Origin of the sequence: Stenotrophomonas sp. WZN-1 (assembly GCF_002192255.1) — a bacterium.
Lineage (GTDB): Bacteria > Pseudomonadota > Gammaproteobacteria > Xanthomonadales > Xanthomonadaceae > Stenotrophomonas.
Genome location: NZ_CP021768.1, coordinates 1,695,759 through 1,721,337, shown reverse-complemented (window position 1 = coordinate 1,721,337; position 25,579 = coordinate 1,695,759). Strand labels below are relative to the sequence as shown.

19 protein-coding genes and 1 tRNA gene are annotated in these 25,579 nt (G+C 65.8%); 2 read left to right on the top strand and 18 right to left on the bottom strand.

All coding sequences use genetic code 11. The features are described from left to right. Positions 1 to 6: 6 nt before the first annotated feature. The 3 genes from CCR98_RS08175 to CCR98_RS08165 all read right to left on the bottom strand — a co-directional run bounded on the left by CCR98_RS08175 (position 7) and on the right by CCR98_RS08165 (position 4,616). A complete protein-coding gene (locus tag CCR98_RS08175) occupies positions 7 to 2,940 on the bottom strand; it encodes a TonB-dependent receptor (protein WP_087922209.1) in 2,934 nt (977 codons plus the stop codon). Positions 2,941 to 3,081: 141 nt separating this feature from the next. Continuing rightward, positions 3,082 to 4,104, bottom strand: a complete 1,023-nt coding sequence (locus CCR98_RS08170; RefSeq protein WP_087922208.1) for a FecR domain-containing protein — start codon at positions 4,102 to 4,104, stop codon at positions 3,082 to 3,084. Then, positions 4,101 to 4,616: a sigma-70 family RNA polymerase sigma factor gene (locus CCR98_RS08165; protein ID WP_087922207.1), complete on the bottom strand. Its 516-nt coding sequence runs from the start codon at positions 4,614 to 4,616 to the stop codon at positions 4,101 to 4,103. The genes CCR98_RS08170 and CCR98_RS08165 overlap by 4 nt, the downstream gene beginning before the upstream one ends. A 327-nt stretch (positions 4,617 to 4,943) precedes the next feature. On the opposite strand from CCR98_RS08165, the gene aceE reads away from it, so the two are divergent. Then, complete coding sequence (gene aceE / locus CCR98_RS08160; protein WP_087922206.1) at positions 4,944 to 7,616, top strand: pyruvate dehydrogenase (acetyl-transferring), homodimeric type; 2,673 nt, start codon at positions 4,944 to 4,946, stop codon at positions 7,614 to 7,616. A 51-nt stretch (positions 7,617 to 7,667) separates the two neighbouring features. Here the strand turns inward: aceE and CCR98_RS08155 are convergent, their stop codons facing one another. Then, positions 7,668 to 8,150 carry a LuxR family transcriptional regulator gene (locus CCR98_RS08155; RefSeq protein ID WP_087922205.1) on the bottom strand — a complete coding sequence of 161 codons (483 nt, stop codon included), beginning with the start codon at positions 8,148 to 8,150 and terminating at the stop codon, positions 7,668 to 7,670. 221 nt (positions 8,151 to 8,371) lie between these two features. Here CCR98_RS08155 and CCR98_RS08150 point away from each other — a divergent pair, with 221 nt between their 5' ends. After that, positions 8,372 to 10,702 (top strand): TonB-dependent receptor, encoded by a 2,331-nt coding sequence (locus tag CCR98_RS08150; protein WP_087922204.1) that lies wholly within the window; start codon positions 8,372 to 8,374, stop codon positions 10,700 to 10,702. A gap of 120 nt (positions 10,703 to 10,822) precedes the next feature. Here the strand turns inward: CCR98_RS08150 and CCR98_RS08145 are convergent. The 14 genes from CCR98_RS08145 to ftsH form a co-directional block, all read right to left on the bottom strand. Further along, positions 10,823 to 10,915, bottom strand: a tRNA-Ser gene (locus CCR98_RS08145). Between the two features lie 78 nt (positions 10,916 to 10,993). After that, positions 10,994 to 11,197, bottom strand: coding sequence for a carbon storage regulator CsrA (gene csrA / locus CCR98_RS08140; protein WP_004152909.1), 204 nt, complete (start codon positions 11,195 to 11,197; stop codon positions 10,994 to 10,996). A gap of 147 nt (positions 11,198 to 11,344) precedes the next feature. Further along, positions 11,345 to 13,993 (bottom strand): alanine--tRNA ligase, encoded by a 2,649-nt coding sequence (gene alaS / locus CCR98_RS08135; protein WP_087922203.1) that lies wholly within the window; start codon positions 13,991 to 13,993, stop codon positions 11,345 to 11,347. 109 nt (positions 13,994 to 14,102) lie between these two features. Continuing rightward, the gene (gene recX / locus CCR98_RS08130) at positions 14,103 to 14,594 is read right to left on the bottom strand and encodes a recombination regulator RecX (RefSeq protein WP_087922202.1); all 492 of its coding nucleotides are present in this window, start codon (positions 14,592 to 14,594) and stop codon (positions 14,103 to 14,105) included. 110 nt (positions 14,595 to 14,704) lie between these two features. Continuing rightward, a complete protein-coding gene (recA, locus tag CCR98_RS08125) occupies positions 14,705 to 15,742 on the bottom strand; it encodes a recombinase RecA (protein WP_087922201.1) in 1,038 nt (345 codons plus the stop codon). A 204-nt stretch (positions 15,743 to 15,946) separates the two neighbouring features. Further along, positions 15,947 to 16,582, bottom strand: coding sequence for a transcriptional repressor LexA (gene lexA / locus CCR98_RS08120; RefSeq protein ID WP_005412936.1), 636 nt, complete (start codon positions 16,580 to 16,582; stop codon positions 15,947 to 15,949). A 206-nt stretch (positions 16,583 to 16,788) separates the two neighbouring features. Then, complete coding sequence (ubiB, locus tag CCR98_RS08115) at positions 16,789 to 18,471, bottom strand: 2-polyprenylphenol 6-hydroxylase (RefSeq protein ID WP_087924159.1); 1,683 nt, start codon at positions 18,469 to 18,471, stop codon at positions 16,789 to 16,791. A gap of 34 nt (positions 18,472 to 18,505) precedes the next feature. Continuing rightward, on the bottom strand, positions 18,506 to 19,000 hold the full coding sequence (locus CCR98_RS08110) for a nicotinamide-nucleotide amidohydrolase family protein (protein ID WP_087922200.1): 495 nt from the start codon (positions 18,998 to 19,000) through the stop codon (positions 18,506 to 18,508). A 103-nt stretch (positions 19,001 to 19,103) separates the two neighbouring features. After that, entirely contained in the window at positions 19,104 to 20,414 is a 1,311-nt protein-coding gene (hflX, locus tag CCR98_RS08105; RefSeq protein WP_049445660.1) for a ribosome rescue GTPase HflX, read from the bottom strand. Positions 20,415 to 20,428: 14 nt separating this feature from the next. Further along, entirely contained in the window at positions 20,429 to 20,704 is a 276-nt protein-coding gene (gene hfq, locus CCR98_RS08100) for an RNA chaperone Hfq (protein WP_087922199.1), read from the bottom strand. Between the two features lie 96 nt (positions 20,705 to 20,800). Next, on the bottom strand, positions 20,801 to 21,754 hold the full coding sequence (gene miaA, locus CCR98_RS08095) for a tRNA (adenosine(37)-N6)-dimethylallyltransferase MiaA (RefSeq protein WP_087922198.1): 954 nt from the start codon (positions 21,752 to 21,754) through the stop codon (positions 20,801 to 20,803). After that, positions 21,754 to 22,650, bottom strand: coding sequence for a dihydropteroate synthase (folP, locus tag CCR98_RS08090; protein ID WP_087922197.1), 897 nt, complete (start codon positions 22,648 to 22,650; stop codon positions 21,754 to 21,756). The genes miaA and folP overlap by 1 nt, the downstream gene beginning before the upstream one ends. 647 nt (positions 22,651 to 23,297) lie before the next feature. After that, complete coding sequence (locus CCR98_RS08085) at positions 23,298 to 23,483, bottom strand: hypothetical protein (RefSeq protein ID WP_087922196.1); 186 nt, start codon at positions 23,481 to 23,483, stop codon at positions 23,298 to 23,300. Between the two features lie 102 nt (positions 23,484 to 23,585). Continuing rightward, the gene (ftsH, locus tag CCR98_RS08080; protein ID WP_198361070.1) at positions 23,586 to 25,520 is read right to left on the bottom strand and encodes an ATP-dependent zinc metalloprotease FtsH; all 1,935 of its coding nucleotides are present in this window, start codon (positions 25,518 to 25,520) and stop codon (positions 23,586 to 23,588) included. Positions 25,521 to 25,579: the final 59 nt, after the last annotated feature.

The following is a 25,579-nucleotide window of genomic DNA, read 5'->3' as shown; positions in this document are numbered from 1 at the left end:
GCGCCCTCAGTTGTAGATGATGTGGAAGTAGAAGAAGCGGCCGTAGTCGTCGATCTCGGTACGGAAGCGCCCGTTCGGACCGGTGCTGTAGGTCGGCTGGGTGTTGAACAGGTTCTTGGCCTCGTACTTCAGCGTCACGTGCCTGCTGACCTTGTGGCTGAAGGCCATGTTGAAGGTCATGTACGGGTCGTAGTACGAATCCAGCCACTGGGTATCGCCGAAGTCGACCAGCATCCGGCTGCGGTAGGTTCCGGACAGGCGCAGCTGCGCGCTCTTCCACGGCATGCGCCAGATCACCGAACCATTGAGCGACCAGTCCGGCTGGTACAGCAGGCGATCCAGGCGGCGCTCGGTGCCATCGCTGATGCGGTAGTTGGTCTGGCCGTCCAGCCGCGTGGCGTTGAAGTACATGTCGAAGCGCTGGCGGCCCCACTGCAGGTTACGGTTGGCCACCGCGAACTCGACGCCGCGCAGCCTGGACTCGTCGGTGTTCATCGGCTGGGTGACCCGGTAGCGGGTGTCGCCCACGTTCTCGAAGGTGGTCAGGGTGTAGATGTCGTCCTTGATCACCTTGTCGAACAGCGCGATCGAGACCAGGCCGTTGTTGCCGTTGAAGTACAGGTCCCACGCCAAGTCGATGTTGGTGGAGCGCCGCGGCTGCAGGTTGGCATTGCCCTGCTTGATGGTGCAGAAGCCCCTGCCCTCCTCGTCATCGCCACAGCTGGTGCTGCTGGCCTGGGCGATGTTGCTCGGCGTCGGCCGGCCCAGCGTGCGGCTGGCGGAGAAGCGCAGGCGCTGGTCCTCGCTCAGTTTGAACGTCGCATTCAATGAGGGCAGCAGGTTGTTGTAGCCACCGCTCGTGTTGCGGAAGGCGGAGGTATACGTAGCGCCGCCATCATCGCTGGATGGGCTGTAGGCATCGAAGCGGGTGTGGTCGTAGCGCAGGCCGCCGATCAGCAGCAGCCGGTCCCAGGCGTAGTGTGCGGACACGTAGGCGTTGGTGATGTCCTCCACGTACTTGTAGTCACTGGTGAAGTTGGCATTCGGATAGGCCGCGTTGTTGCTGCCCAGCGTCGGCGCCAGCTCCTCGTTCCACTTGCGGTTGTCGATCAACGGGAAGCCCGGCACGCTGCCCAGCAGCGTCGAACCCGGGTACAGGTAATCGTTCAGCGTGGCACTGCTCTTGTAGTAGTCGAAGTCGATGTCCTGCCAGATCTTCAGGTGGCGGTACTCGGCACCGGCGGCCAGGCCAAAGCCACGGGCATCGGCGTCGATGTTGTAGCCGAAGTCGGCACGCAGGTTGTCGATGCTCTCCTTGGCATCCCGCGGCGAGACATAGGCCTGTGCCGGGTTGAGCTTGAACGCCGAGCTGGTCAGCAGGCTGGTATCGGATACCGCCACCGCATTGGGAAAGCCATGGCTGTCGTTCTCGTAGTCGACGAACAGGTTGCTCGGGTAGGCGCGTACCCCCCAGTAGACCTGGCTGTTGTGGAAGGTCTCTTCGGTGTGGCCACCACGCAGGGTCAGCCGCGAGCGATCACCGATATCCCAGTTGAAGCTGGCGATGGCGCCGCGGTTGCTGCGGTCCCAGCGGTCGTGGCGGTTCTTGATGTAGATGCTGTTGATCTGGGTGGTGCCGCTGTCTTCGGTCTGGTTGCGGATCGGAAACTTGGCATTGCCGTACAGATCGGTCTTGTTCATCGTCGAGTTCTCGTAGAACCGGTACGAGTACAGCAGCAGCGACGCGTAGAACGGATCGTCCGACGGCTTCCATTCCAGCTTGGCCGAGCCACCGAAGTTGGTGATGAAGTTGGTGTAGGTACCGGTGCTGAAATTGCCGGGCGCACGCAGCCCGTTCCAGCCCTTGGCCTGGTCCGGCCCGGTAGTGCCGTCGGTGAGGTACTTGCCGGCGTCGTTGTAGTAGTAGTTCGACTCCACCCAGCGCTTGACGCTGTTGCGCGAACGCTGCTCATAGCGCGCCACCGCGACGATGCCGAATTCCTGGTCGGCACCGAACTGGTTGGAGAACACCATCTTGGCGCTCTTGCCGAAGTGGCCCAGGGTCTCGTGGTTGCCACCGGCGCTGCGCTCGACATTGGTCTCGGCCGTGGAATAGATACCGGCCACATCGGCGAACACGTACTTTCCGGAACGGTCGAAGGCGCTGCGGCTGATGATGTCGATCACGCCGCCGATCGCATCCGGCGCCTGTTCGGCACTGAAGCTCTTGTAGATGTCGGTGCGGGTGCCGATATCGCTGGGAATCAGCTGCAGGTTGTTCATGCGCTCACCCGAGCCACTTCCACCCACACTGGCAATCGCGATGCCATCGATGGTGGTGTAGTTGAGGTTGGCCTGCACGCCACGTACCGTGACATAACGCGGTTCGCCAGCGTCTTCCACCGCGCTCAGCCCCGGCGCGGCCATCAGGCTCTCGGCCAGGGTTTCGTCGCCGTAGCTGTCCATCTCGTCGTAGACCACCGAATCCTTGATCACCGGCGAGGTCTTCTTCTGGTCGATCACCTCATGCGCGGCAATCACCTTCACCGTGTCCAGGGTCGGTGCCACCACCGCCTCGGCCTCGCGCGGCTTCGGCGCGACCGGCTTCGGTTCGTTGCGTGCGGGCGCCGGATCGATGGCGATCACGTTGCCATCGACCACGGTGTAGCCCAGGCCGGTCCCTGCCAGCAGTGCATCCAGCGCCTGCTTGACGGTGGCACCGCGCGGCACCGCACCGGCCATGCGGGCATTGCCATCGGCCGAGTACAGGAACTGCACCCCAGAACTGCGCGACAGCTGCTCCAGCGCGCGCGCCAGCGGCTGCGCCGCGATCGGCGTGGACACACGCGCCTCAAGGCCATCGGCACCGGCGGCGAAGGCCAGCGGCATGCTGCAGGGGGACAGGGCGAGGATGATCGACAGGTAGAGCGTGTTGCGCATCACGGGTCCTTGAGAGAGAGAAGGCAGCAGGCGCCGCTGCGTGACTCGGCAGCGGCTTCTCCCAAGTAAGAGCCCGTAACCACCGAAGTGGAGAACGCGGATTCGATGAATTTTTTCTGACAGCCCACGGCCACGTCGACCTCAGCGACTGCCAACCCGCACGGTGTCGCCTTCGCGCCTCACCACGAAGCGCGGGTCGCGTTCGAGGAAGGCCTGCAGCGCACCGATGCGATGCGCATCCAGGCTGCCGGACAACCGCGCCGACGCCGCACTTTCATCCAGCACCCTAACCTGCACCTGGTTGTGGCGATTGAAGGCAGCGGCCACCTCATCCAGTCGCTCGTCCAGGAAAGAGACCTTGCGTTGCTGCCAGTCCAACAGCATCGACAGCGGCACATCCAACAACTCCACCGCATGGCTGCGCGCGTCGACCTGCACCACCCGGCCTTCGCCCAGTTGCGCAAGACGCCGGGCGTCCGCACCGTGGCTCCAGACCTCGACCTCGCCGGAGACCACGCCGATGCGCGTGCTCTGCAGCCGCCGTGATACATCGAACACGGTGCCGATGTCTCGGATCTCCAGGCCGTTCACCTGCACTTCAAATGGTCGCCGATCGCGTGCGATGTCGAACGTCGCCTCGCCCTGCAACAGTTCCGCCTTGCGGCTGAACCAGCCCATGCGTACCCGCAGTCGGCTGTCCGCATTGAGCCGTACCTGTGTCCGGTCGGGCAGCACCAGGTCACGCAGTTCACCGTGGCCAGCGCTGTACACCTGTTCGGCGGGCATCAGCTGCGGAACCAGGCCCACGCCGAGCAGGGCGATACAGGCTGCGGCAGCCAGCGCCCACCGGCGCGCGCGGCTGCGACGCGGTGCAGCGGGCGGCGCGGCGGGTGCGCCACCGAACAGCGGCACCACCTTGGCGGCCGCCTGCCGTGACGGCGCCGGCGCCTCTTCAGGCAACGGCGATTGCAGTGCCTCACCAACCTGCCGGTGCAGCGCGAGGGCGTGCATATAGGCGCGCACATGTTCGGGCGAGCGCTTCATCCAGTGCAGGAACGCATCCTGCTCGGCCTCGCCCAGCACGCCCTCGCGATTGCGCAGGAACCAGTCCATGGCCTCGCAGGCGATCGTGGCGTCGGCCACAGGCGATGCGTTCCGGTTCATGTGTGCTCCCGGGCGCCCAGCGCCTTCCTGCAGGCTTCCAGCCCCTTGCCGATGTGCTTGCGCACCATGTGCACCGACACCTGCAGCTGCTGGCTGACTGCCGGGCAGTCCAGCCCGTCGCGGTAATGCAGCTCCATCACCCGCCGCGTGGTCGCCGGCAGCCGTGCGATGGTGGTGCGGATATCGTTCCAGCGCTGCGCGCGCTCGAACTCGCCTTCGATGTCTTCTTCGCTTTTCAGCACTTCCGCCAGCAGACCAACGTCTTCCAGCGGCGGCAGCGACGAACGCGAGCGCGCATGCTCGCGCGCGAGGTTGGCCGCGACCGTGAACAGGTAGGCCTCCGGATTCTCGATCGCTGCGGCATTCTCGCCGGTGGTCCGCAGCAGCCGCAGGTACACCTCCTGCGCCAGGTCCTCGGCGTCTTCGCTGGCAGAACCGCGGCGCAGGAAGAAGCCACGCAGCAGCCGTCTGCGCAGCGCGTAGCTCTTCTCCCATATCCTCACGCTGTTCACGGCCGGCCAACCACCCCGAGGCTGGAAAGGCCAGCAGGGTGACGGCCATCGATGACAGTGGCGTTGCAGCAGGCGGCCATGCCAGGCACTCCACGCCCAGCACATCCGCCCATGATACGGCGCACCGCGCCAACCCTTGCTTGCCAGAGACCCAAGCCGGGCCCGCCTATCGAAGGCACGGGGCCAGGCCTACGCTTGCCTCCCCGGTGACCGCGATGGTCGCCCTTCGCGTCACGGCCCCGCCGTTGCGACTCCGCTCCAGTGCTGTGCGCCCTGCCGGTGTTGTCGCCCAGGCAGGAGTCCGACCGCGGCCCTCTGGAGACAGTCATGAACCAAGCCCTCATCCCCTTCGATACCGACCCACTGGAAACGCAGGAGTGGCGTGAATCTCTGGAGGCGGTGATGCAGGCCGGTGGACGGCCACGCGCGCACTACCTGATCGACCAGCTCAGCGAGCTGGATGCGCAGCAGCACGGCGACCTGCATGCGCGCGCATGGACCGCCTACGTCAACACCATCCCGCCCGAGCGCCAGCCGGCCTATCCGGGTGACCTGGCCATCGAGCGCCGCCTGAACGCGATGATCCGCTGGAATGCGATGGTGATGGTGCTGCGCGCGGGCAAGCACTCCAACGTCGGTGGTCACATCGCCACCTACCAGTCGGCGGCGGTGCTGTACGACGTGGGCTTCGACCACTTCTTCCGCGGCCGCACCGATACCTTCGACGGCGACATGGTCTACATCCAGGGCCACTCCGCGCCAGGCATCTACGGTCGCGCGTACGTGGAAGGCCGCATCGATCCGGCCCGGATGGACAACTTCCGCCGCGAAGCGGGCCGCGAAGGCCTGTCCTCGTATCCGCACCCGCGATTGATGCCGGAGTTCTGGCAGTTCCCCACCGTGTCGATGGGGCTGGGCCCGCTGACCGCCGCCTACCAGGCCCGCTACATGCGCTACCTGGAGTACCGCGGCCTGAAGGAACACCAGGGCCGCAAGGTCTGGGCCTTCCTCGGCGACGGCGAGATGGACCAGCCCGAATCGCTGGCGGCGATCTCGCTGGCCGGCCGCGAGCGGCTGGACAACATCGTGTTCGTGGTCAACTGCAACCTGCAGCGCCTGGACGGACCAGTACGCGGCAACGCCAAGGTCATCCAGGAACTGGAAGGTACCTTCCGCGCGGCCGGCTGGAACGTGATCAAGCTGATCTGGGGCAGCGGCTGGGACGACCTGCTGGCCCGCGATCACAGCGGGCTGCTGCGCCAGCGCATGATGGAATGCGTGGACGGCGACTACCAGACCTTCAAGTCGCAGAATGGCGCCTACGTGCGCGAGCACTTCTTCGGCCGCTACCCCGAGCTGCTGGAGCTGGTCGCGCACATGAGCGACGACGACATCTGGGCGCTGGCGCGTGGTGGCCATGATCCGCAGAAGGTCTTCGCCGCCTACCAGCAGGCAGTGAACACCAGCGGCCGGCCGACGGTGATCCTGGCCAAGACGGTCAAGGGTTTCGGCATGGGTGAGGCCGGCGAGGGCCAGAACATCAACCACCAGCTGAAGAAGATGAGCGCCGATGCGGTACGCGCCTTCCGCGACCGCTTCGACCTGCCGGTCAGCGATGGGCAGCTGGAGGAAATGCCGTACCTGCGTCCGGAGCCGGGCAGCGCCGAGGCGACCTACTTCACCGAGCGCCGCCGCATCCAGGGCGGCCAGCTGCCGGCGCGGCTGGCGAAGGTGGATCCGCTGCCGCTGCCGCCGCTGTCGATTTTCAACACACAGCTGCAGGGCAGCGGCGATCGCGGCCAGTCCACCACCATGGGCTTCGTGCGTATCCTCACCCGCCTGCTGAAGGACCCGGAACTGGGCGGGCTGGTCATTCCGATCGTGCCCGATGAATCGCGCACCTTCGGCATGGAAGGCCTGTTCCGCCAGATCGGCATCCATTCGCACCTGGGCCAGCTGTACACCCCGCAGGATGCCGGCCAGCTGAGCTACTACAAGGAAGCCAAGGACGGCCAGATCCTGCAGGAAGGCATCAACGAATCCGGAGCGATCTGTTCGTGGATCGCCGCCGGCACCGCCTACAGCAACCACGGCCTGGCGACGATTCCGTTTTATATCTTCTACTCGATGTTCGGCCTGCAGCGCGTGGGTGACCTTGCCTGGGCCGCTGCCGACGCGCGCACCCGCGGCTTCCTGCTCGGTGCCACGTCGGGCCGCACCACGCTGATGGGCGAAGGCCTGCAGCACGATGACGGCCACAGCCACGTGCTGTCGTCGGTGATTCCAAGCTGCGTCTCCTACGACCCGACCTACAACTACGAGCTGGCGGTGATCATCCACGACGGCCTGCGCCGCATGTACGTCGAGCAGGAAGACATCTACTACTACATCACCGTACTCAACGAGAACTATCCGCAGCCGGCACTGCCCGAAGGCGCCGAGGCCGGCATCCTGAAGGGCCTGTACCTGCTGCGCCCTGCAGCCTCCGACAGCACCTCGCAGCCACGCGTGCAGCTGATGGGCAGCGGTTCGATCCTGCGCGAAGTGGAAGCCGCGGCAGACCTGCTGCAGCAGGACTTCGGCGTCGCCAGCGATGTGTGGAGCGCGACCAGCCTGACCGAACTGCGCCGCGATGGGCTGGCTGCTGAGCGCTGGAACCTGCTGCATCCGGCCGGGGAACCGCGCGTGCCCTACGTGCAGCAGTGCCTGCAGGGCCATGAAGGCCCAGTGGTGGTGGCCACCGACTACATGAAGATCGTCGGCGACCAGATCCGCCCCTTCATCAACGACCGCCGCTTCACCGCGTTGGGCACCGATGGCTTCGGCCGCTCCGACACGCGTGAATCGCTGCGGACCTTCTTCGAGGTGGATCGCCACTTCATCGTGCTGGCCGCCCTGAAGTCGCTGGCCGATGAAGGTCGCATCGAGCGCTCGCGGATGCAGCACGCCATCGACATGTACGGCATCGACACCGGCAAGCGCGATCCGGCCGCCGTATAAGGCCGCTGCGTTCACCACGCCCGTTCGGCGGGCGCGGTGAACACAGCATCGCTACGGCATGCGCTTGAACAGGTTGGTCTGCAGGATCGGTGTACCGTCGTGACCGTAGAACGCCTTGGTCTCGGTCATCGTCGCCTGGTCATCCGCCACCGTGTAGATGCGGGTGGAGGCCGGCGTGCCGTGGTCCACCAGCTGCATCACCAGCGTGTTCGGTGCAGGCAGTTTCAGGTTGGCCTTGTCCGCGCCATAGGTGCCGGACAGGGCGCCCGGCGTGCCATCCAGGGCCAGCGTGCCATCGGATTTCATGGTCTTGCCGTCGTGCAGGACGATGTCCACGTGTGAACTCCAGCGCCCGGCACCGGCGTCCTTGAACTCCAGCACCACCTGCTTCGGGCGTTGCGCCTCGGGCAGCGCTGATGTGGTGATATCCAGCGACCAGCGTCCCAGCAACGGCGAGGATGAAGCCTCCACTGCCAGCGCCGGAACGGCGGGAAGTGAAAGCGCAGACAACAACACAGCGGACAACAGCTTCATGGGTTGCTCCGTTCCAGTGAAGAAGGCGCTGCGTGTGGCGCGGTGGGGGGCAGCGCCTCGGATCGTGCACAGCATCGGCGACCCGCACAAGCAGTGCACTGAACGCAAGGCAACCGCATCTGCGCCTTCCGCGTTTCTGGCCCGCCGGCAAGGCCCAATCCACCCTTGTCGATACAAATAGTTACGTTATAACATTTCACTTCAACTTCACGGATCGTGTCATGCGCCGCCATCTCCTTGCTGCAGCCATTCTGTTCGCCGTCCACACCGCCGAGGCCGCAGACGAACCCACCCTCCCCACCCTCCAGGTCCAGGCCTCCCAGCCCTCGCGCATCGACAGCCGGGTCACCGTCGACAACCCACAGGCGCAGAACCGCACCCTTGGCGGCCTGCTCGAACACGTCTCCGGTGTGCAGAGCACCGCCTTCGGGCCGAACGCGGGCGCCCCGGTCATTCGCAGCCTCAGCGGCAACCGCGTGCAGATCCTGCAGGACGGCCAGTCGATTCTGGGCATGAACGCGATCAGCGGCGACATCAACATTCCGTTCGATCCCCTGTTCGTGCGCAGCGTCACCGTCAACAAGTCCTCGGACACCGTGCGCTACGGCGGCAATGCGATCGGTGGCAGCGTAGAGATCGATTCGGGCCTGATCTCGCACAGCATGGAAGACAAGGACCAGTCGATGGAGCTGGTCCTGCGCAAGGGCTTCAACGCCGCCGACGCGCAGGGCTTCCGCATGAACTTCAACAACCAGCGCAATCTCTCCACCAACCTGCAGGTCTCGCGCCAGCGCATCTCGCACTACGACATCCCCGGCAACAGCAAGGCCAGTGTCTGCAACACCGGGCTGTTCCCGGTCGGCGGCGGCGTCAATTCGGCGCTGGCCGACAGCTGCCAGAAGGAAGCACGCGTCCAGCAGATCTACAACAAGGCCTCGCAGCCGTACATCGACCAGTTCATGACCGAGAACCCGGACTGGGCCGACGGCGATTTCTCGTTCTACACCAACAGCCCGACCTCGATCTGGCAGCGCAGCACCTACATCAATCCGGTCAACCCAGCCTACGTGCCCGGCACGCCGTCGTACGTGCAGAAGCAGATCAACAGCGATGTCACGCCCGACTACCATCACCGTCTGGGCAACAGCCATGCGCGCAACTCGCAGGTGGCCTTCGGCTCGACCCTGTTCTTCGATCGCGGCTACGTCGGTGTCAGCATCGATGCCAAGGACAGCGAGTACGGCGTACCGGGCTTTTCGATGCAGAACCTGTCGTTCGGTTCGAACTACGCCGACGGCCTGCCGGTGGGCGTGGTGATCAAGCAGCAGCGCTACGCGCTGGAAGCCCTGCTGCGCGATCCACTGCCCTACGTTGAACGCGCTGAGCTGCGGGTCTCGAAGCTGGACAACACCTCCGGTGAGCGGCTGGGCGCAAAGAAAGCCAACGACTACGACTTCGAGAGCACCCAGGCCGAGCTGCTGCTGAGCCACCAGCGGGTCGGCCCGCTCAGCGGCCTGCTCGGTTTCAGCCATCAGTCGCGTGATGTCACCGGCAGCGGCCCGCAGCGCTACCTGCCGGACGTGGACACCCTCAGCAATGCGGTATTCCTGAAGGATACGCTGGACTTCGGCTGGGCCACCTTCGATGCCGGCGCGCGCCACGAACGCGTGGATCACGAGCTGCAGCCCAGCCGCTTCAAGACCGCGCGTAATGCTGCCAACACGAAACTGCAGGACCGCGACTACCGGCTCAACAGCTACAGCCTCGGCTCGTACGTCGAGCTCGGCCCCTTGTTCGCGGCCAAGGTCCGTTACTCATCCTCACAGCGCGCCCCGGAGATCAACGAGCTGTATGCCAGCAACGCACACTATTCGGTAATGACACAGGAAGAAGGCAACCAGAACCTGGAACCGGAACGCGCGAAGACCCTGGAACTGACCGGCCTGTTCCACCTCGGTGGTTTCGAGCTGTCCGCCACCGCGTACCGGATGCGGTACGAGAACTACCTCTACCTCGGCTACTCCGGCCTGCAGACCGCCAACCGCCTGCCACTGAAGTACTGGAAGCAGACCGACACCACGGTGAAGGGCTTCGAGATCGACGCGTCGCAGGCACTGGACCTGGGCCGCTATGGCACGTTGAACGTCTCCGCCTTCGCCGACCTGGTGAAGAACAAGGCCGACCACCCGGATTCGCTGCGCGCCCACAACGACGGCGAGTACCTGCCGAACATGCCGACCAACCGCTACGGCGCCAACCTGCAGTGGCAGCGCGAAGGCTGGAAGGCACAACTGTCCAGCACCTACTACGACACCCAGAAGTACCTTGGTCGCAACGTCAGCGAGGAAGTGCCGCTGGATGCATTCAACCTGGTCGACCTGCAGGTCAGCCGCGAACTGCCGGTGCGCAACAGCTACATCGCCAGCATGGAAATCTTCGTCAACGGCAGCAACCTGCTCAATGAGGAAGCGCGACCGCACAACTCCCCGCTGAAATACATCGCGCCGCTGCCGGGGCGTGGTTTCCAGGTGGGTGTGACGGTGAAGCTCTGAGCGGACAGTGGATCCGCCGCCATCCACGGATCGATGATCGGTGGATGGTGATTCAGAGATGAGTACCGGAGCAAAGAAAAACGCCTGCAGATCGAGGATCTGCAGGCGCTTCTTTGTATCTGGCGGAGTGAGAGGGATTCGAACCCTCGATAGAGCTTTTGACCCTATACTCCCTTAGCAGGGGAGCCCCTTCAGCCGCTCGGGCATCACTCCGGGGTTTTCACCGCGTCTGGTGCGTTGCACCTCAGCGGGGCGTGAATCATAACGTTAATCGAGTGCGAAGGTAAAGCGTTATTCGGCAGAATTTTCGCTACCGGTGCCGCCGGCTTCATCACCACGCTGGATGCGCTGGTAGATCTCTTCGCGATGCACAGCGACGTCCTTCGGCGCAGTGATGCCGATACGCACCTGGTTACCCTTGACGCCAAGCACGGTGACGCTCACCGAGTCTCCGATCATCAGGGTTTCGCCGACGCGGCGAGTCAGGATCAACATTTTTGTAAGTCTCCATGGAACCGTGTGGAAGGGTATCCCCCACCGGCTTGACGCTCCGTCAAGAAGCGCTACCACGACAAAGGGAAAAGATTCGCAATGGTACCGTCAGCCGTCCCGCTCCTACAAGGAGGGGGACGGCAGGGTTCATCACAGGCGGGGGCTGACCCATTCGACGACTGCAGCCAGCGCGGTGGCAAGGGCGGGCCCGTCCTCGCCACCACCCTGGGCGAGGTCCGGGCGTCCGCCGCCCTTGCCCCCGATCTGACTGGCGATATGGGACAACAGTTCCCCGGCCTTGACCTTGCCCATTGCGCTGCCGTTCACACCCGCGACCAGGGCCGCCTTGCCGTCCTGGGTGCCGGCCAGCACGATCACCGCGTCGCCGAGCTGCTGCTTCAGGCGGTCCATGGCATCACGCAGGGCCTTGGCGTCGAAGCCCTCCAGGCGGGCGGCCAGCACCTTCACGCCGGCAACCTCAACGGCCTGGCCGGACAGGTCGGCCGTGGCACCGGCGGCGACCTTGGCCTTCACGGCTTCCAGTTCGCGTTCCAGCTGCTTCTGGCGCTGGCCGAGCGCACGGATCTTCTCGACCACGTCGGCAGCGCTGCCGCCGAGCAGGTCAGCGGCCTCGGCCAGGCGGGCCTCTTCGGCGTCCACGTAATCCAGGGCGCCCTGGCCGGTGACCGCCTCGATGCGGCGCACGCCGGCGGAAACACCGCCCTCGGAGGTGATCTTGAACAAGCCGATGTCGCCGGTACGGTTGACGTGGGTACCCCCGCACAGCTCGGTGGAGTAGTCACCCATCTTCAGCACGCGCACGTGCTCACCGTACTTCTCGCCGAACAGGGCCATGGCGCCGAAGTCCAGCGCTTCCTGCATGGCCATGGTGTGCACTTCGGCAGCGTTGTTGGCACGCACCTGCTGGTTGACCTTGCGCTCGATCACCGCCAGCTCTTCCGCGCTGATCGGCTGGAAGTGCGAGAAGTCGAAACGCAGGCGGTCCGGAGCGACCAGCGAGCCCTTCTGCTGCACATGGGTGCCCAGCACTTCGCGCAAGGCGGCGTGCAGCAGGTGGGTGGCCGAGTGGTTGAGGATGGTGGCGCCACGGCGCTCGCCATCGACCTCGCCGGACAGCACATCGCCGACCTTCAGGCCGCCTTCGGACAGGGTGCCGACGTGGCCATGGAACTGGCCGGCGAACTTCTGGGTGTCCTCCACCGCCAGGCGCACGCCGTTGCCGGCCAGCACGCCGGTGTCGCCGACCTGGCCGCCGGATTCGGCGTAGAACGGGGTCTGGTTGGTGATGACGATGACCGAATCACCCGCATCGGCCGACTGCACCGGACGACCGCCCTTGAGCAGGGCCAGCACGCTCAGGCCGTCGGCCTGCAGGCGGTCATAGCCCAGGAACACGGTCGGGCTGAGGGTGGCCACCAGCTCCGCCGGCAGGGTCACGCCGCCGCCGAACTTGCCGGCGGCGCGTGCGGTCTCGCGCTGCTGTTCCATCGCGGCATCGAAGCCGGCGATGTCGACCGTCAGGTCGCGCTCGCGGGCGATGTCCTGGGTCAGGTCGAGCGGGAAGCCATAGGTGTCGTACAGGCGGAAGGCGTCAACGCCCGGGATCACGCCATTGCTGGCCTTGCCGGCCACGTCCTCGAAGATCTTCATGCCGGCGTCAAGGGTTTCAGCAAAGCGCTCTTCCTCGGCCTGCAGCGCACGGGTGACGGTATCCGCCGCCGCCGGCAGCTCCGGGTAAGCCTCGCCCATCTGCTCGACCAGGGTCGGCACCAGCTTGCTGAAGAACGGCTGGCGCACGCCCAGCATCCAGCCATGGCGCAGGGCGCGGCGGATGATACGGCGCAGCACGTAGCCGCGGCCTTCGTTGGACGGCAGCACGCCGTCGACGATCAGGAACGAACAGGCGCGGATGTGATCAGCGATCACGCGCAGCGACTTGTTTTCCAGGTCGGCGGTGCCGGTCAGCTCGGACGCCTTGCGGATCAGGGCCTGGAACAGGTCGATCTCGTAGTTGGTGTGCACGTGCTGCAGGATCGCCGCCAGGCGCTCCAGGCCCATGCCGGTATCCACGCACGGCGCCGGCAGCGGCACCAGGGTGCCGTCGGGCTGGCGGTCAAACTGCATGAACACCAGGTTCCATATCTCGATGAAGCGGTCGCCGTCTTCATCCGGGGAGCCCGGGGGGCCGCCGGCGATATGGTCGCCGTGGTCGTAGAAGATCTCGGTGCACGGGCCGCACGGACCGGTGTCGGCCATCTGCCAGAAGTTGTCCGAGGCGAACGGCGCGCCCTTGTTGTCGCCGATGCGCACGATGCGCTCTTCCGGCACGCCGACCATGTCGCGCCACAGCGCGTAGGCCTCGTCGTCAGTCTGGTAGACGGTGACCAGCAGGCGCTCGGCCGGCAGCTTCCAGACCTGGGTCAGCAGCTCCCAGGCCCAGGCGATCGCATCCTTCTTGAAGTAATCACCGAACGACCAGTTGCCCAGCATTTCGAAGAAGGTGTGGTGGCGTGCGGTGTAGCCGACCTGGTCGAGGTCATTGTGCTTGCCGCCCGCGCGCAGGCAGCGCTGCACGTCGGCCGCGCGCACGTAGCTGCGCTTCTCCGCGCCAAGGAACACGTCCTTGAACTGCACCATGCCGGAGTTGGTGAACAGCAGGGTCGGATCATTGCCCGGCACCAGCGGCGCCGACGGCACGATGGTGTGGCCTTTGCCCTTGAAGAATTCAAGGAAGTCGCTGCGGATCTGGGAAGTCGTGAATTTGGCGGATGCGTTCATTGGGGGCTGGCAGTCTGCGGGCCGGCGGACCCGGACCACCGGCCGCGTTGGCCAGGGTCACGAGGGATCGCCGAAAACCTAAAGGGTATCAGGCCCGGCGCCGCCAGTCTCAGTCATCCGGGTCGTAGCGGGTCGCACGGCGGATACTGTCGCCGTCGAAGCCCCGCCGTGCCAGCAGATCGGCGGCCTTGCGGCGCTGCGCCAGGTCCTGCGGACCCGCCTCGCCGAAGCGTCGGCGGACCAGGTCACGGGCATTTTCCTGCCAGTCGCCCTCATAGCCGTCCATCGCCGCCGCAATCGCTGCACTGTCCAGGCCATGGGTACCCAGCTCGGCACGGACATGGATCGGGCCATAGCCGGTGTTGGCGCGCATCCGCACCAGGTTCTCGGCAAATCGGGTGTCGTCCTGCCAGCCGGCTTCGGTCAGCTTGGCGACAGCGGCCTGCGCGGCTTCGTCTTCGATGCCACGGGCGGTCAGCTTACGGGTGAGTTCCTTGCGCGAATGCTCACGGCGGACCAGCAGGCCCAGTGCCCGTTGCACGGGCGTCTGCTCGCGCGGCCGGCGTTTGCGGCCGGTGGGAATGTCGTCAGCGTCGGACATCGGTGCTCCAAGGGTGGCGCCATCCCTGGCGCCCTGCCCATCCCTGGGCCATTCGAACCTGCGGGACAGGGCGACGTCACTGACGGCGCCGCCCTGCCCCACAGCAAGCCTTATTCGTCGTCGCCTTCGTCGTCGCCTTCCTCACGGCTGGCTTCGGTCGGCTGGAACTTCTCGCGCAGCTCGGCTTCGAGCTTGGCGGCGACCGTCGGGTTGTCGCGCAGATAGCCTCGGGCATTGTCCTTGCCCTGGCCGATGCGTTCTTCGCCGTAGCTGTACCAGGCACCGGCCTTTTCGACCAGCTTCGCATCCACGCCCATATCGATCAGTTCGCCTTCGCGGCTGATGCCCTCGCCGTACAGGATCTCGGTGATGACCTGCTTGAACGGAGGCGCCAGCTTGTTCTTGACGACCTTGATCTTGGTCTGGTTGCCGATGATCTCGTCGCCCTTCTTGATCGCGCCGATGCGGCGGATGTCCAGGCGGACCGAGGCGTAGAACTTCAGCGCGTTGCCGCCGGTGGTGGTTTCCGGGCTCTGGCCCGGCATCATCACACCGATCTTCATGCGCAGCTGATTGATGAAGATCACCAGGGTGTTGGAGCGCTTGATGTTGCCGGTCAGCTTGCGCAGCGCCTGGCTCATCAGGCGGGCCTGCAGGCCTGGCAGCTGGTCACCCATCTCGCCTTCGATTTCGGCCTTCGGGGTCAGCGCGGCGACCGAGTCGATCACCAGGATGTCCACCGAACCCGAACGGACCAGCATGTCGGCGATTTCCAGCGCCTGCTCACCGGTATCCGGCTGCGACAGCAGCAGGTCGTCCACGTTCACGCCCAGCTTGGCGGCGTAGATCGGGTCCAGCGCGTGCTCGGCGTCGATGAAGGCCGCGGTGCCGCCCAACTTCTGGCATTCGGCGATGGCCTGCAGGGTCAGGGTGGTCTTGCCCGAGGATTCCGGCCCGTAGATTTCAACGACACGGCCCTTCGGCAGACCGCCAATGCCCAGCGCGATGTCGAGCATCAGCGAACCGGTCGGGATGGCTTCGACGGGTTCGACCACGCGGTCGCCCATGCGCATCACCGAGCCCTTGCCGAACTGCTTTTCGATCTGGCCCAGAGCTGCAGCGAGGGCGCGCTTCTTGTTCTCGTCCATCGGATTGGTCCTTGCAGAGGTCGTGTCGTTGGAGGTGCTGTCTTTGGGGGTCTTCTTTGCCATGGGTTCACTTTAAGTCGGACGTATCGCACAGGCTGAGATTCTGCCCGGCGCTCTGAAAAGAATTATCGGACATCCGTACCAACCTCAGTGGAACCAGAGAATCGCCACAAAAGACCGCGGGGTAATGCGCTATGGAACGGGTCAACGGTTGGGCCGCAGCAGGCCGCAATAGAGGCCTTCGATCGCGAAGTCCTGATCGGGCAGCACCTCGATCGGCTTGTAGTCGGGGTTGCGCGGCAGCAGGCGGATGCGGTCCTTGGCGATCTTCAGCAGCTTGACGGTGATCTCATCATCGATGCGGGCCACCACGATCTGTCCGGAATGAGCATCGCGGGTGCGGTGCACACCGATCAGGTCACCGTCGAAGATGCCCTCGTCGATCATCGAATCGCCCTGCACCTTCAGCAGGTAATCCGGCGCCGGTGAGAAGAACACCCGGTCCAGCACCACGAAATCGTCCGAGCCGATGTCGGCGCCGATCGGCAGGCCGGCCGCGACCCGGCCCAGCACCGGCAGGCGCAGGACGCTGTCGGGCAGGCCCGGCTCGGCCAGCTTTTCGACCGGCGGTGCCTGCACCAGGCGGATGCCGCGGGCCTGGCCTGGGATGCGACGGATCGCACCGGCCTGCTCCAGGGCTTCCAGGTGGTACTGGGCCGCGCGTACGCCCTTGAAGCCGAACGCACGTGCGATTTCAGTCTGCGACGGCGGCGCGCCTTCGCTCTCGATACGCTCGGCGATCAACTGCAGGATCGCCTGCTGGGTGTCGGTCAGGTCCATGGTTAGTAGTATTACTACTAACTGACCGGTGTGCAAGTGCTGGGAGCGACACGGCGACATCTGTCGTGCCGAGCCGTGCTAGGCAATCGCGCGAACGGCTGGGCTGACCTGGGCAAGAGCAGCCGAGCATGGCTCGGCTCTACAGGAATCGCTGCGCGATTCTGCGGTTCCTGTGGAACCGCGACAGGCGCACTTCGTGCACCTGCCTACGTGTGCTTACCGCTTCTCCATATCGAAAACAGGATCCACACGCCGCAGAAGCCGGCGCCGATGAAACCGCACACGCCCAGCGCCAGCAACCAGCGGCTGGAAACCCCACCAACGCTGTGCATCACGATCGACGAGCCGATGATCAATGCGGCGGTGACGATGCCCATCACCAGCCGGTTCGCGGCGCGGTTGACCTGCTCGCCGAAGCCCTCCAATGCACTGGTTTCCACCTTCAACTGCAGGCGTCCCCGGCGCGCCGCCTGGACCAGCTTGCGCAGGTCGCGGGGCAACTCACCGGCGAAGTCGACCAGGCCCAGCAGGCTGCGCCGGCCGCGCTTGAGCAGCGCCTTGGGCGCATAGCGCTGCAGCACTACCCGCTCCAGGAACGGGCGCGCAGCACTGGCCATGTCGAAATCCGGGTCCAACTGGCGGCCCATGCCCTCCAGGGTCAGGAACGCCTTGATCATCAACGCCAGGTCGGCCGGCAGGGTCAGGCTGTAACTGCGCAGCAACTGGGTGATGTCGCCCAGCATCAGGCCGATGCGCAGGTCCTTCAGCGGCACGCCACGGTACTGGTCGACGAACTGGCTGATGTCGTGCTGAAGCCGGTTCTCGTCCACTTCCACACCGCCGGCCCAGTCCAGCAGCACGTCGGCCACGCCCTGCGGATCCTGTTCGACCAGCCCGTGCAGAAGCTGCGCGACCTGGAAGCGGCGCACTTCAGACAGCGCGCCGACCATGCCGAAATCGATCACGCCGATGCGGCCGTCACGCAGGTAGATGATGTTGCCGGGGTGCGGGTCGGCATGGAAGCTGCCGTCCTCCAGCACCATCTTCAGCACGATGTCGGCACCACGCCGTGCCAGCTCGCGCCGGTCCAGGCCTGCCGCGTCGACGCCGGCAAGATCGCGCGCCGGAATGCCGTCGACGAAAGCCTGCACGTTCAGGCTTTCGCAGGTCCACTGCCAATGCACGTCGGGAATCAGGATGTCGTCGCGGCCCTTGAAGTTGCGCGCGATGCGCTCGGCATTGCGGCATTCGGCGGCGAAATCCAGTTCACGGCGCAGCGATACGGTGAACTGCTGCACGACCTCGGCCGGGCGATAGCGGCGCAGGTCCGGCAAGCGCGCCTCGACGATCTCGGCCAGACGGGCCAGTAGCCGCAGGTCGGCCTCGACCACATCGCGGATGCCGGGGCGCCGCACCTTCAGTACCACCTCGCGACCATCATGCAGGCGCGCACGATGGGCCTGCGCCAGAGAGGCGGCAGCCATCGGGGTTTCATCGAGGAAGGCGAACACCTCTGCAGGCGATGCGCCAATGTCGGCTTCGAGCTGCTCACGGATATCCGCATACGGCAGCGCCGGCACCGCGTTCTGCAGCTCGGAGAGCTCGGCGATCCATTCCGGCGGCAGCAGGTCGACGCGCGTCGCCAGTACCTGGCCGAGCTTGACGAAGGTCGGACCGAGATCCTGCATCGCGCTGCGCACACGCACCGGCGCAGTCATCCGCAGCAGTTCCTGCCGCTCCTCGTTCCAGTGCAGCAGGCGCCCTGCCCGCTCCAGCGTGCTGGCCAGGCCGATGCGCCGCACCACATCGCCGAAGCCATAGCGGATCAGGACGACGGCGATTTCCTGCAGTCGGCCCAGGTCACGGACCGTGCCCAGCGTTTCCCACATCATGCGTGCTCCGGACGATTACCGGAGCAGCATGTCACAGCTGGGCGTCGATACCGCGCAATGCCGCCGCCACGGTTTGCCGGCGGACGGCTTCGCGGTCGCCTTCGAACCGGAACAGCTCGGCGCGCGCATAGCCGCCCCGGCGCTTCCAGCCAATCCAGACGCTGCCGACCGGCTTGTCCGGGCTGCCTCCGCCGGGACCGGCGATGCCAGTCACTGCAACGGCGATGCCGGCACCGGAATTGACCAGTGCACCGGACACCATCTCCAGCACGGTTTCGCGGCTGACCGCACCGAACTGCTCCAGGGTCTGCGCACGTACGCCCAGCAGGCGCTGCTTGGCCTCGTAGCTGTAGACCACCATGCCGCAGTCGAAGAACGCCGAGGAACCGGCGATGTCGGTCATGCACTTGGCGATCCAGCCGCCACTGCAGCTTTCGGCGGTGACCAGCTGCAGCGAGGCCTGTTGCAGGCGCAGCCCGAGCACCGTGGACTGGGCATTGAGATCGGCGTCGGTGGGAATGGACATCGGCATGATGGTGGGGTGAAGAATCTGCCCGTTGTACCGCAGATGACTGGTTGATGTCGCGGGCCGCCGCGATGGCAGCGGCCGGGCGTGGCCCGGCGCTACCTCACCACTCCGGCAGTTTCTCCGGCAGCAGCGCCCGGATCGGCGCGCCATCGGCACTGGCGGCCAGCTTCTCGGCTTCGGCGATCGGCAGGTCCACCTGCAGCAGCCAGCCCTCTTCATCGGCCTGTTCGCTGCGGATCACTTCCAGCTGGTGCAGGCGCGCACGCAGGCGGCCGGCATCCGGCGGCAGGCGCAGTTCACCGGTCACGTGCTGCAGGCCCAGGCGCTTGCCCAGCACTGCCTGCAGAAGCTCAAGGCCCTGCCCGTCACGCGCGGAAATCCAGACGCGCTCACGACGCGACTCGTCGGGCACGCCATCCTGGCCATCGTGGCGGACGTCGGCACCGTCGATGCGGTCGATCTTGTTGAACACCAGCAGCTGCGGCAGGTCACCGGCACCGACTGCGGTCAGCACCTCGTCCACCTGGGCGATGCGCTCCTCGCGGTGCGGATCGGCAGCATCGACCACGTGCAGCAGGAAATCGGCCTCGCGCGCCTCGGACAGGGTCGAGCGGAACGCGGCGACCAGATCATGCGGCAGATCACGGACGAAGCCGACGGTGTCGGCCAGCACCACGTTGCCGCCCGGCACCGCGATGCGGCGCACGGTTGGATCCAGCGTTGCGAACAGCTGGTCGGCGGCGTAGGCCTCAGCGCCGGTCATGGCGTTGAACAGGGTCGATTTGCCGGCATTGGTATAGCCCACCAGGGCGACACGCGGCAGTTCGCTGCGCACGCGCGCACGGCGCATCTGGGTGCGCTGCACTTCCACCTTTTCCAGGCGCTTCTGCAGCTGCTCGACCCGCTTCTGCAGCAGGCGGCGGTCGGTTTCCAGCTGGGTTTCACCCGGGCCGCGCAGCCCGATCGAACCGCCGCGCTGGCGCTCCAGGTGGGTCCAGCCACGCACCAGCCGCGTGGCCAGGTGACGCAGCTGCGCCAGCTCGACCTGCAGCTTGCCTTCATGGCTGTGCGCACGCTGGGCGAAGATGTCCAGGATCAGGCCGGTACGGTCGATCACCCGGCGCTCGAGGAAGCGTTCCAGGTTGCGCTCCTGGCCCGGGCTCAACGCATGGTTGACCAGGATCAGGTCGGCACCGCTGGCATCGGCCGCGGCCTTGATCTCGTCCAGCTTGCCGCTGCCGATCAGGGTCGACGGATTCGGACGATCCAGCCGCGCGGTGATCGTCGCGGCGATGCTGGCCCCGGCCGAGCGGGCCAGATCACCGAACTCTTCAAGCACATCGTCTTCCAGCTTGCCGAAATGGGGCTGGATCAGCAGGGCGTGTTCGCCCTTTTTCGAGCGGTCAAACATTCACCGCTCCGGTATTACTCGTCTGTTTCATCACCTGCCTGACCACCTTCACCCGACTGCACATAACCACCGCCCGGACCGACCTTCACATTGCGTGCCGGAACCACCGTGGAAATGGCGTGCTTGTAGACCATCTGACTGACCGTGTTGCGCAGCAGGACCACGAACTGGTCGAACGACTCGATCGTGCCCTGCAGCTTGATGCCGTTCACCAGGTACACCGAAACCGGCACGCGTTCGCGCCGCAGTGCGTTCAAGAAAGGATCCTGCAGCGATTGCCCCTTGGACATTGCACACTCCTGATTATTGTTCTTATTGGGTTGCCGACGGTTGCCACGGCCCCCGAGCCGCCCGCCGACCGATGATGTTACACGGCTGGCGGGGGTTCAGCGTGCGACGAAGGCCGACACCGCGCCGGCCAAGCGCTCCTGGTCGATATGGGGGTCGAACCAGCGCGCATCAAGCTCGCCGCGCAGCCAGGTCAGCTGACGCTTGGCCAGCTGGCGGGTGGCGAAGATCGCCTTGTCACGGAAACGGGCGGCATCGCCCTCCCCGTCCAGGTGCTCCCAGGCCTGGCGATAGCCGACCGCCCGCACCGCTGGCAGGTCCAACGGCGCCTCCACGGCGGCCATTTCGGGCATCGCCCTCAGCGCCCGTACCTCGTCCAGAAAGCCCTGCGCCAGCATGGCGTCGAAGCGCGCCTCGATGCGCTGGTGCAGTAGCGCGCGGTCACGCGGGGCCAGGATCAGCTTCAGCGTGCGCACCGGCAATGGCGCCACACCCGGCCGGCGCTGCCATTCAGTGATGGGGGTACCGGTCAGGCGATAGACCTCCAGTGCCCGCTGGATGCGCTGCGGGTCGGTGGCATGGATGCGTGCGGCCGCCGCCGGATCGACCCTGGCCAGTTCGGCATGCAGTGCCGCCCAGCCGCGTTCGGCGGCTTCGGCGGCCAACGTCGCACGCATCCCCGGGTCGGCCTCCGGCATCGGCGACAGGCCCTGCAGCAGTGCGCGGAAGTACAGGCCGGTGCCACCGGCCAGGATCGGTGTCCTGCCGCGCGCCACGATGTCGGCCACGACCCGGCCGGCATCAGCGGCGAATTCGGCCGCCGAGTAGGTCTGCCAGGGATCGCGCAGATCCAGCAGATGGTGCCGTGCCTGCGCGCGCTCGGCCGCATCGGGCTTGGCCGAGCCGATATCCAGGTGGCGGTACACCAGCGCCGAATCGACGCTGACGATTTCGCCGTCCAGCTGCTGTGCCAGGGCAATCGCGGTCGCGGTCTTGCCACTGGCGGTCGGCCCCATCACGGCGATCGCCAGCGGCCGCCGGTCGATGCCCATCAGTCTTCGCCCGGCCAACGGATCGTCGGCGTGGCGTCGGCGCGCGGCACGGGCACCGCGTCGACCGCCTGCCAGACCTTCAACGCATCGACGGTGGCCGCCACGTCATGCACGCGAACGATGCGGGCGCCGCGCTGTACCGCGATCAGATGCGCGGCCACCGAGGCCGCTACCCGTTCGGACGGCAGGTCGCGTCCAGTCAGTTCACCGAGGCTGCGCTTGCGCGAGAGGCCGGCCAGCATCGGCACGCCCAGTTCCAGGAAGCGTTCCGAGCGCGCCAGCAGGGTCATGTTGTGGGCAGTGGTCTTGCCGAAGCCGAAACCGAGATCGACCAGCAGGTTCTTCTTGGCGATACCGGCCATTTCCGCAGCGAACAGGCGCTGCACCAGGAAACCGTGTACCTCCGCAACCACGTCGTCGTAGTGCGGATCGGCCTGCATGTGACCGGGTTCGCCCTGCATGTGCATCAGCACCACCGGCACGCCGGCTTCAGCGGCGGCGTCCAGCGCGCCCTCCTGGCGCAGGCCATGGATGTCATTGATCATGCCCGCGCCGGCGGCCACGGCCGCACGCATCACTTCCGGCTTGAAGGTGTCGATGCTGATCGGAACCTGGGTACGGGCGGCCAGTTGCTTGATCACCGGAATCACCCGGCGCAGCTCTTCCTCGACCGATACCGGTGCGGCGCCCGGGCGGGTCGATTCGCCGCCAACATCGAGCAGGTCCGCCCCCTCCTCGACCAGCTTCAGGCCATGGGCGACCGCCGACTCGGTGGTGTCGTGCGCGCCGCCGTCGGAGAACGAGTCCGGGGTGACGTTCACGATGCCCATGACCCGGGCGCGGTCGAGGCGCAGGATGCGGCCGGCGCAATCGAGCTGGGGCGAGGTATCGAACATGGGCAATCCTGCAGGGACAACGGCGGGTAGTTTAGTTCGGCAGGGCGGCGCCCTGCACCCGCAGAGGCAACGGCCACAGCAAGAGCCCAAGCAACAGCAGAAGCTGGTTTCCTGAGGGTAGCCGGGGTGGGTCCGGTTGCGGGAGACGCCGTGAACCCATCCATGGGGGCTTGGCCGCGGCTTGCTCGTGTGCGCTGTCCTGCGCACACGGCAAGACCGGGGTTTGGCGTCCTGCCCAACCCGCCCGAGGCATGCCTCGGGCCCATGCCGCGGACACTCCCGCAACCGGACCCACCCCGCCTTCGACAGATTTCTGCGATCTGTCGGCATTTCTGTAGAGCCGAGCCATGCTCGGCTCAGATCTCACAGATATCGAGATAATCAATTTCGATGAAGATTCATCCACGCATGACGTGGATCTATCGTGTCGACCAAGGTCGACACCTACCAACAGCAGCAGGAAATTGTCAGGGGTGGGGCGGTGTGGGTTGGCAGGACCGTTGGCGCCATGGATGGCGCCATCGAGCCCCCATGGACGGGTTTACGGCGTGTCCTGCCAACCCACACCGCCCCGCCATCCCCAGAAACCCGCTGTTGCTGTTGCTGTTGCTCTGGCTCGGAGCAGGGCGCAGCCCTGCCGATACCCCTCAACGGCGGCGGCGCTTGTGGTCCACGTACAGGGTCTTGGCAATGCTCAGCACGATGCCGACACCGATACCCACCACGCAGCCCAGCAGCAGGTTGTCGGCTCCCAGGCCCACACCCACGCCGACCACGGTGGCGATGACCATTTCGGCCTTGTGGGAAATCGGTTCGGGCTTCGGGGCGGACATGCGGGCTCCAGCGTCAGTTCGGTTTTTCGGAATGGGCCAGTGGCCCGGAAACGACGAAGCCGGGTCGCCCCGGCCTCGTCTGGTGTCGCGTGCAGCGGGCCGTCAGTGCGACTCGGCCGGGCCTGCGATCGGCGGCAGCGGACGGGCATCGCCGCCCTTGTCGTTGCCACCATCCTTGTTCGACTTGTTCCAGCCGGCCGGCGGCGGCGGATCGCGGCCTTCCATGATGGCGTCGATCTGCGGCGCGTCGATGGTCTCGTACTGCAGCAGCAGCTGCGACATCGCATGCAGCTTGTCGATGTTGTCAGTCAGCAGCTGCGTGGTGCGGGCGTAGGCCTTGTCGAGGATGTTGCGTACTTCCTCGTCGATGCGGCGCGCCGTGTCGTTGGACACACTCTTGTGCTGGGTGACGGAGCGACCCAGGAACACTTCGTCATCCTCTTCGCCATAGGCAATCGGGCCGAGCTGCTCGGACAGGCCCCACTTGGTGACCATGTTGCGGGCCATCTTGGTGGCACGCTCGATGTCGTTGGAGGCACCGGTGGTGACCTTGTCCTCGCCGAAGATCAGCTCTTCAGCGACGCGGCCACCGTACAGCGAGCACAGCTGCGACTGGATCGCCACGCGGTTCATCGAGTACTTGTCGCCCTCCGGCAGGTACATGGTCACGCCCAGCGCACGGCCGCGCGGAATGATGGTGACCTTGTAGACCGGGTCATGCTCGGGCACCAGGCGACCGACGATGGCGTGGCCGGCTTCGTGGTAAGCGGTCAGGGTCTTCTCGTCCTCGCTCATGGCCATCGAGCGGCGCTCGGCACCCATCAGGATCTTGTCGCGGGCACGGTCGAAGTGGTCCATGCGGACCTCCTTCTCGTTGCCACGCGCGGCGAACAGGGCGGCCTCGTTGCAGAGGTTGGCCAGATCCGCACCGGAGAAGCCCGGCGTACCGCGCGCGATCACCATCGGCTCGACGTCGTCGGCCAGCGGCAGCTTGCGCATGTGCACCTTCAGGATGTGCTCGCGGCCCTTCACGTCCGGCAGGCCGACCACGACCTGGCGATCGAAACGGCCCGGACGCAGCAGTGCCGGATCCAGCACGTCCGGACGGTTGGTCGCGGCGATCACGATCACGCCTTCGCCACCCTCGAAACCGTCCATCTCGACCAGCAGCTGGTTCAGGGTCTGCTCGCGCTCGTCATGACCGCCGCCCAAGCCAGCGCCACGGTGACGGCCGACGGCGTCGATTTCGTCGATGAAGATGATGCACGGCGCGTGCTTCTTGGCCTGCTCGAACATGTCGCGCACGCGGCTGGCGCCGACGCCGACGAACATTTCCACGAAGTCCGAACCGGAGATCGAGAAGAACGGCACCTTGGCTTCGCCAGCGATGGCCTTGGCCAGCAGCGTCTTGCCGGTACCCGGCGGGCCCACCATCAGCACGCCGCGCGGAATCTTGCCGCCCAGCTTGGTGAACTTGGACGGGTCGCGCAGGAAATCGACCAGCTCGCCCACTTCTTCCTTGGCCTCGTCGCAGCCGGCGACGTCGGCGAAGGTGACCTTGATCTGGTCTTCGCCCTGCAACTTGGCGCGCGACTTGCCGAAGGACATCGCGCCCTTGGCGCCGCCGCCACCGCCCTGCATCTGGCGCATGATGAACAACCAGAAGCCGATGATCAGGATGACCGGCAGGAAATTCATCAGGATCGCGCCCAGGGAGATGCCGCTGGACGGCTCCTCCTGCACGATCTCCACGTTCTTGGTGCGCAGCACGTTGATCAGGTCACGATCGAACGGTGCGGTGATGGTGGACGACTGCCCACCCCGGGTGGTGTAGGTTAGCTGGCTGGTGCCGCCGCGCATGTCGCCGCCGAAGGCGACCTTCTGCACGTTGCCGCTGTCCACCTGGTCCAGGAACTGCGAGTACGACGCACCCTGCACCCCGGCCCCGGAGGTCTTGGGCGAGAAGCTCTGGAAGACCACCATCAGCACGACGGCGACGACCACCCATAGCAGGAGGTTCTTGGTCAAGTCGTTCATCCTCATTGGCTCCGGTGTTCCTCTCAGTGCTGGCGTTGCGTTGGGGTCGAACTTGCGTA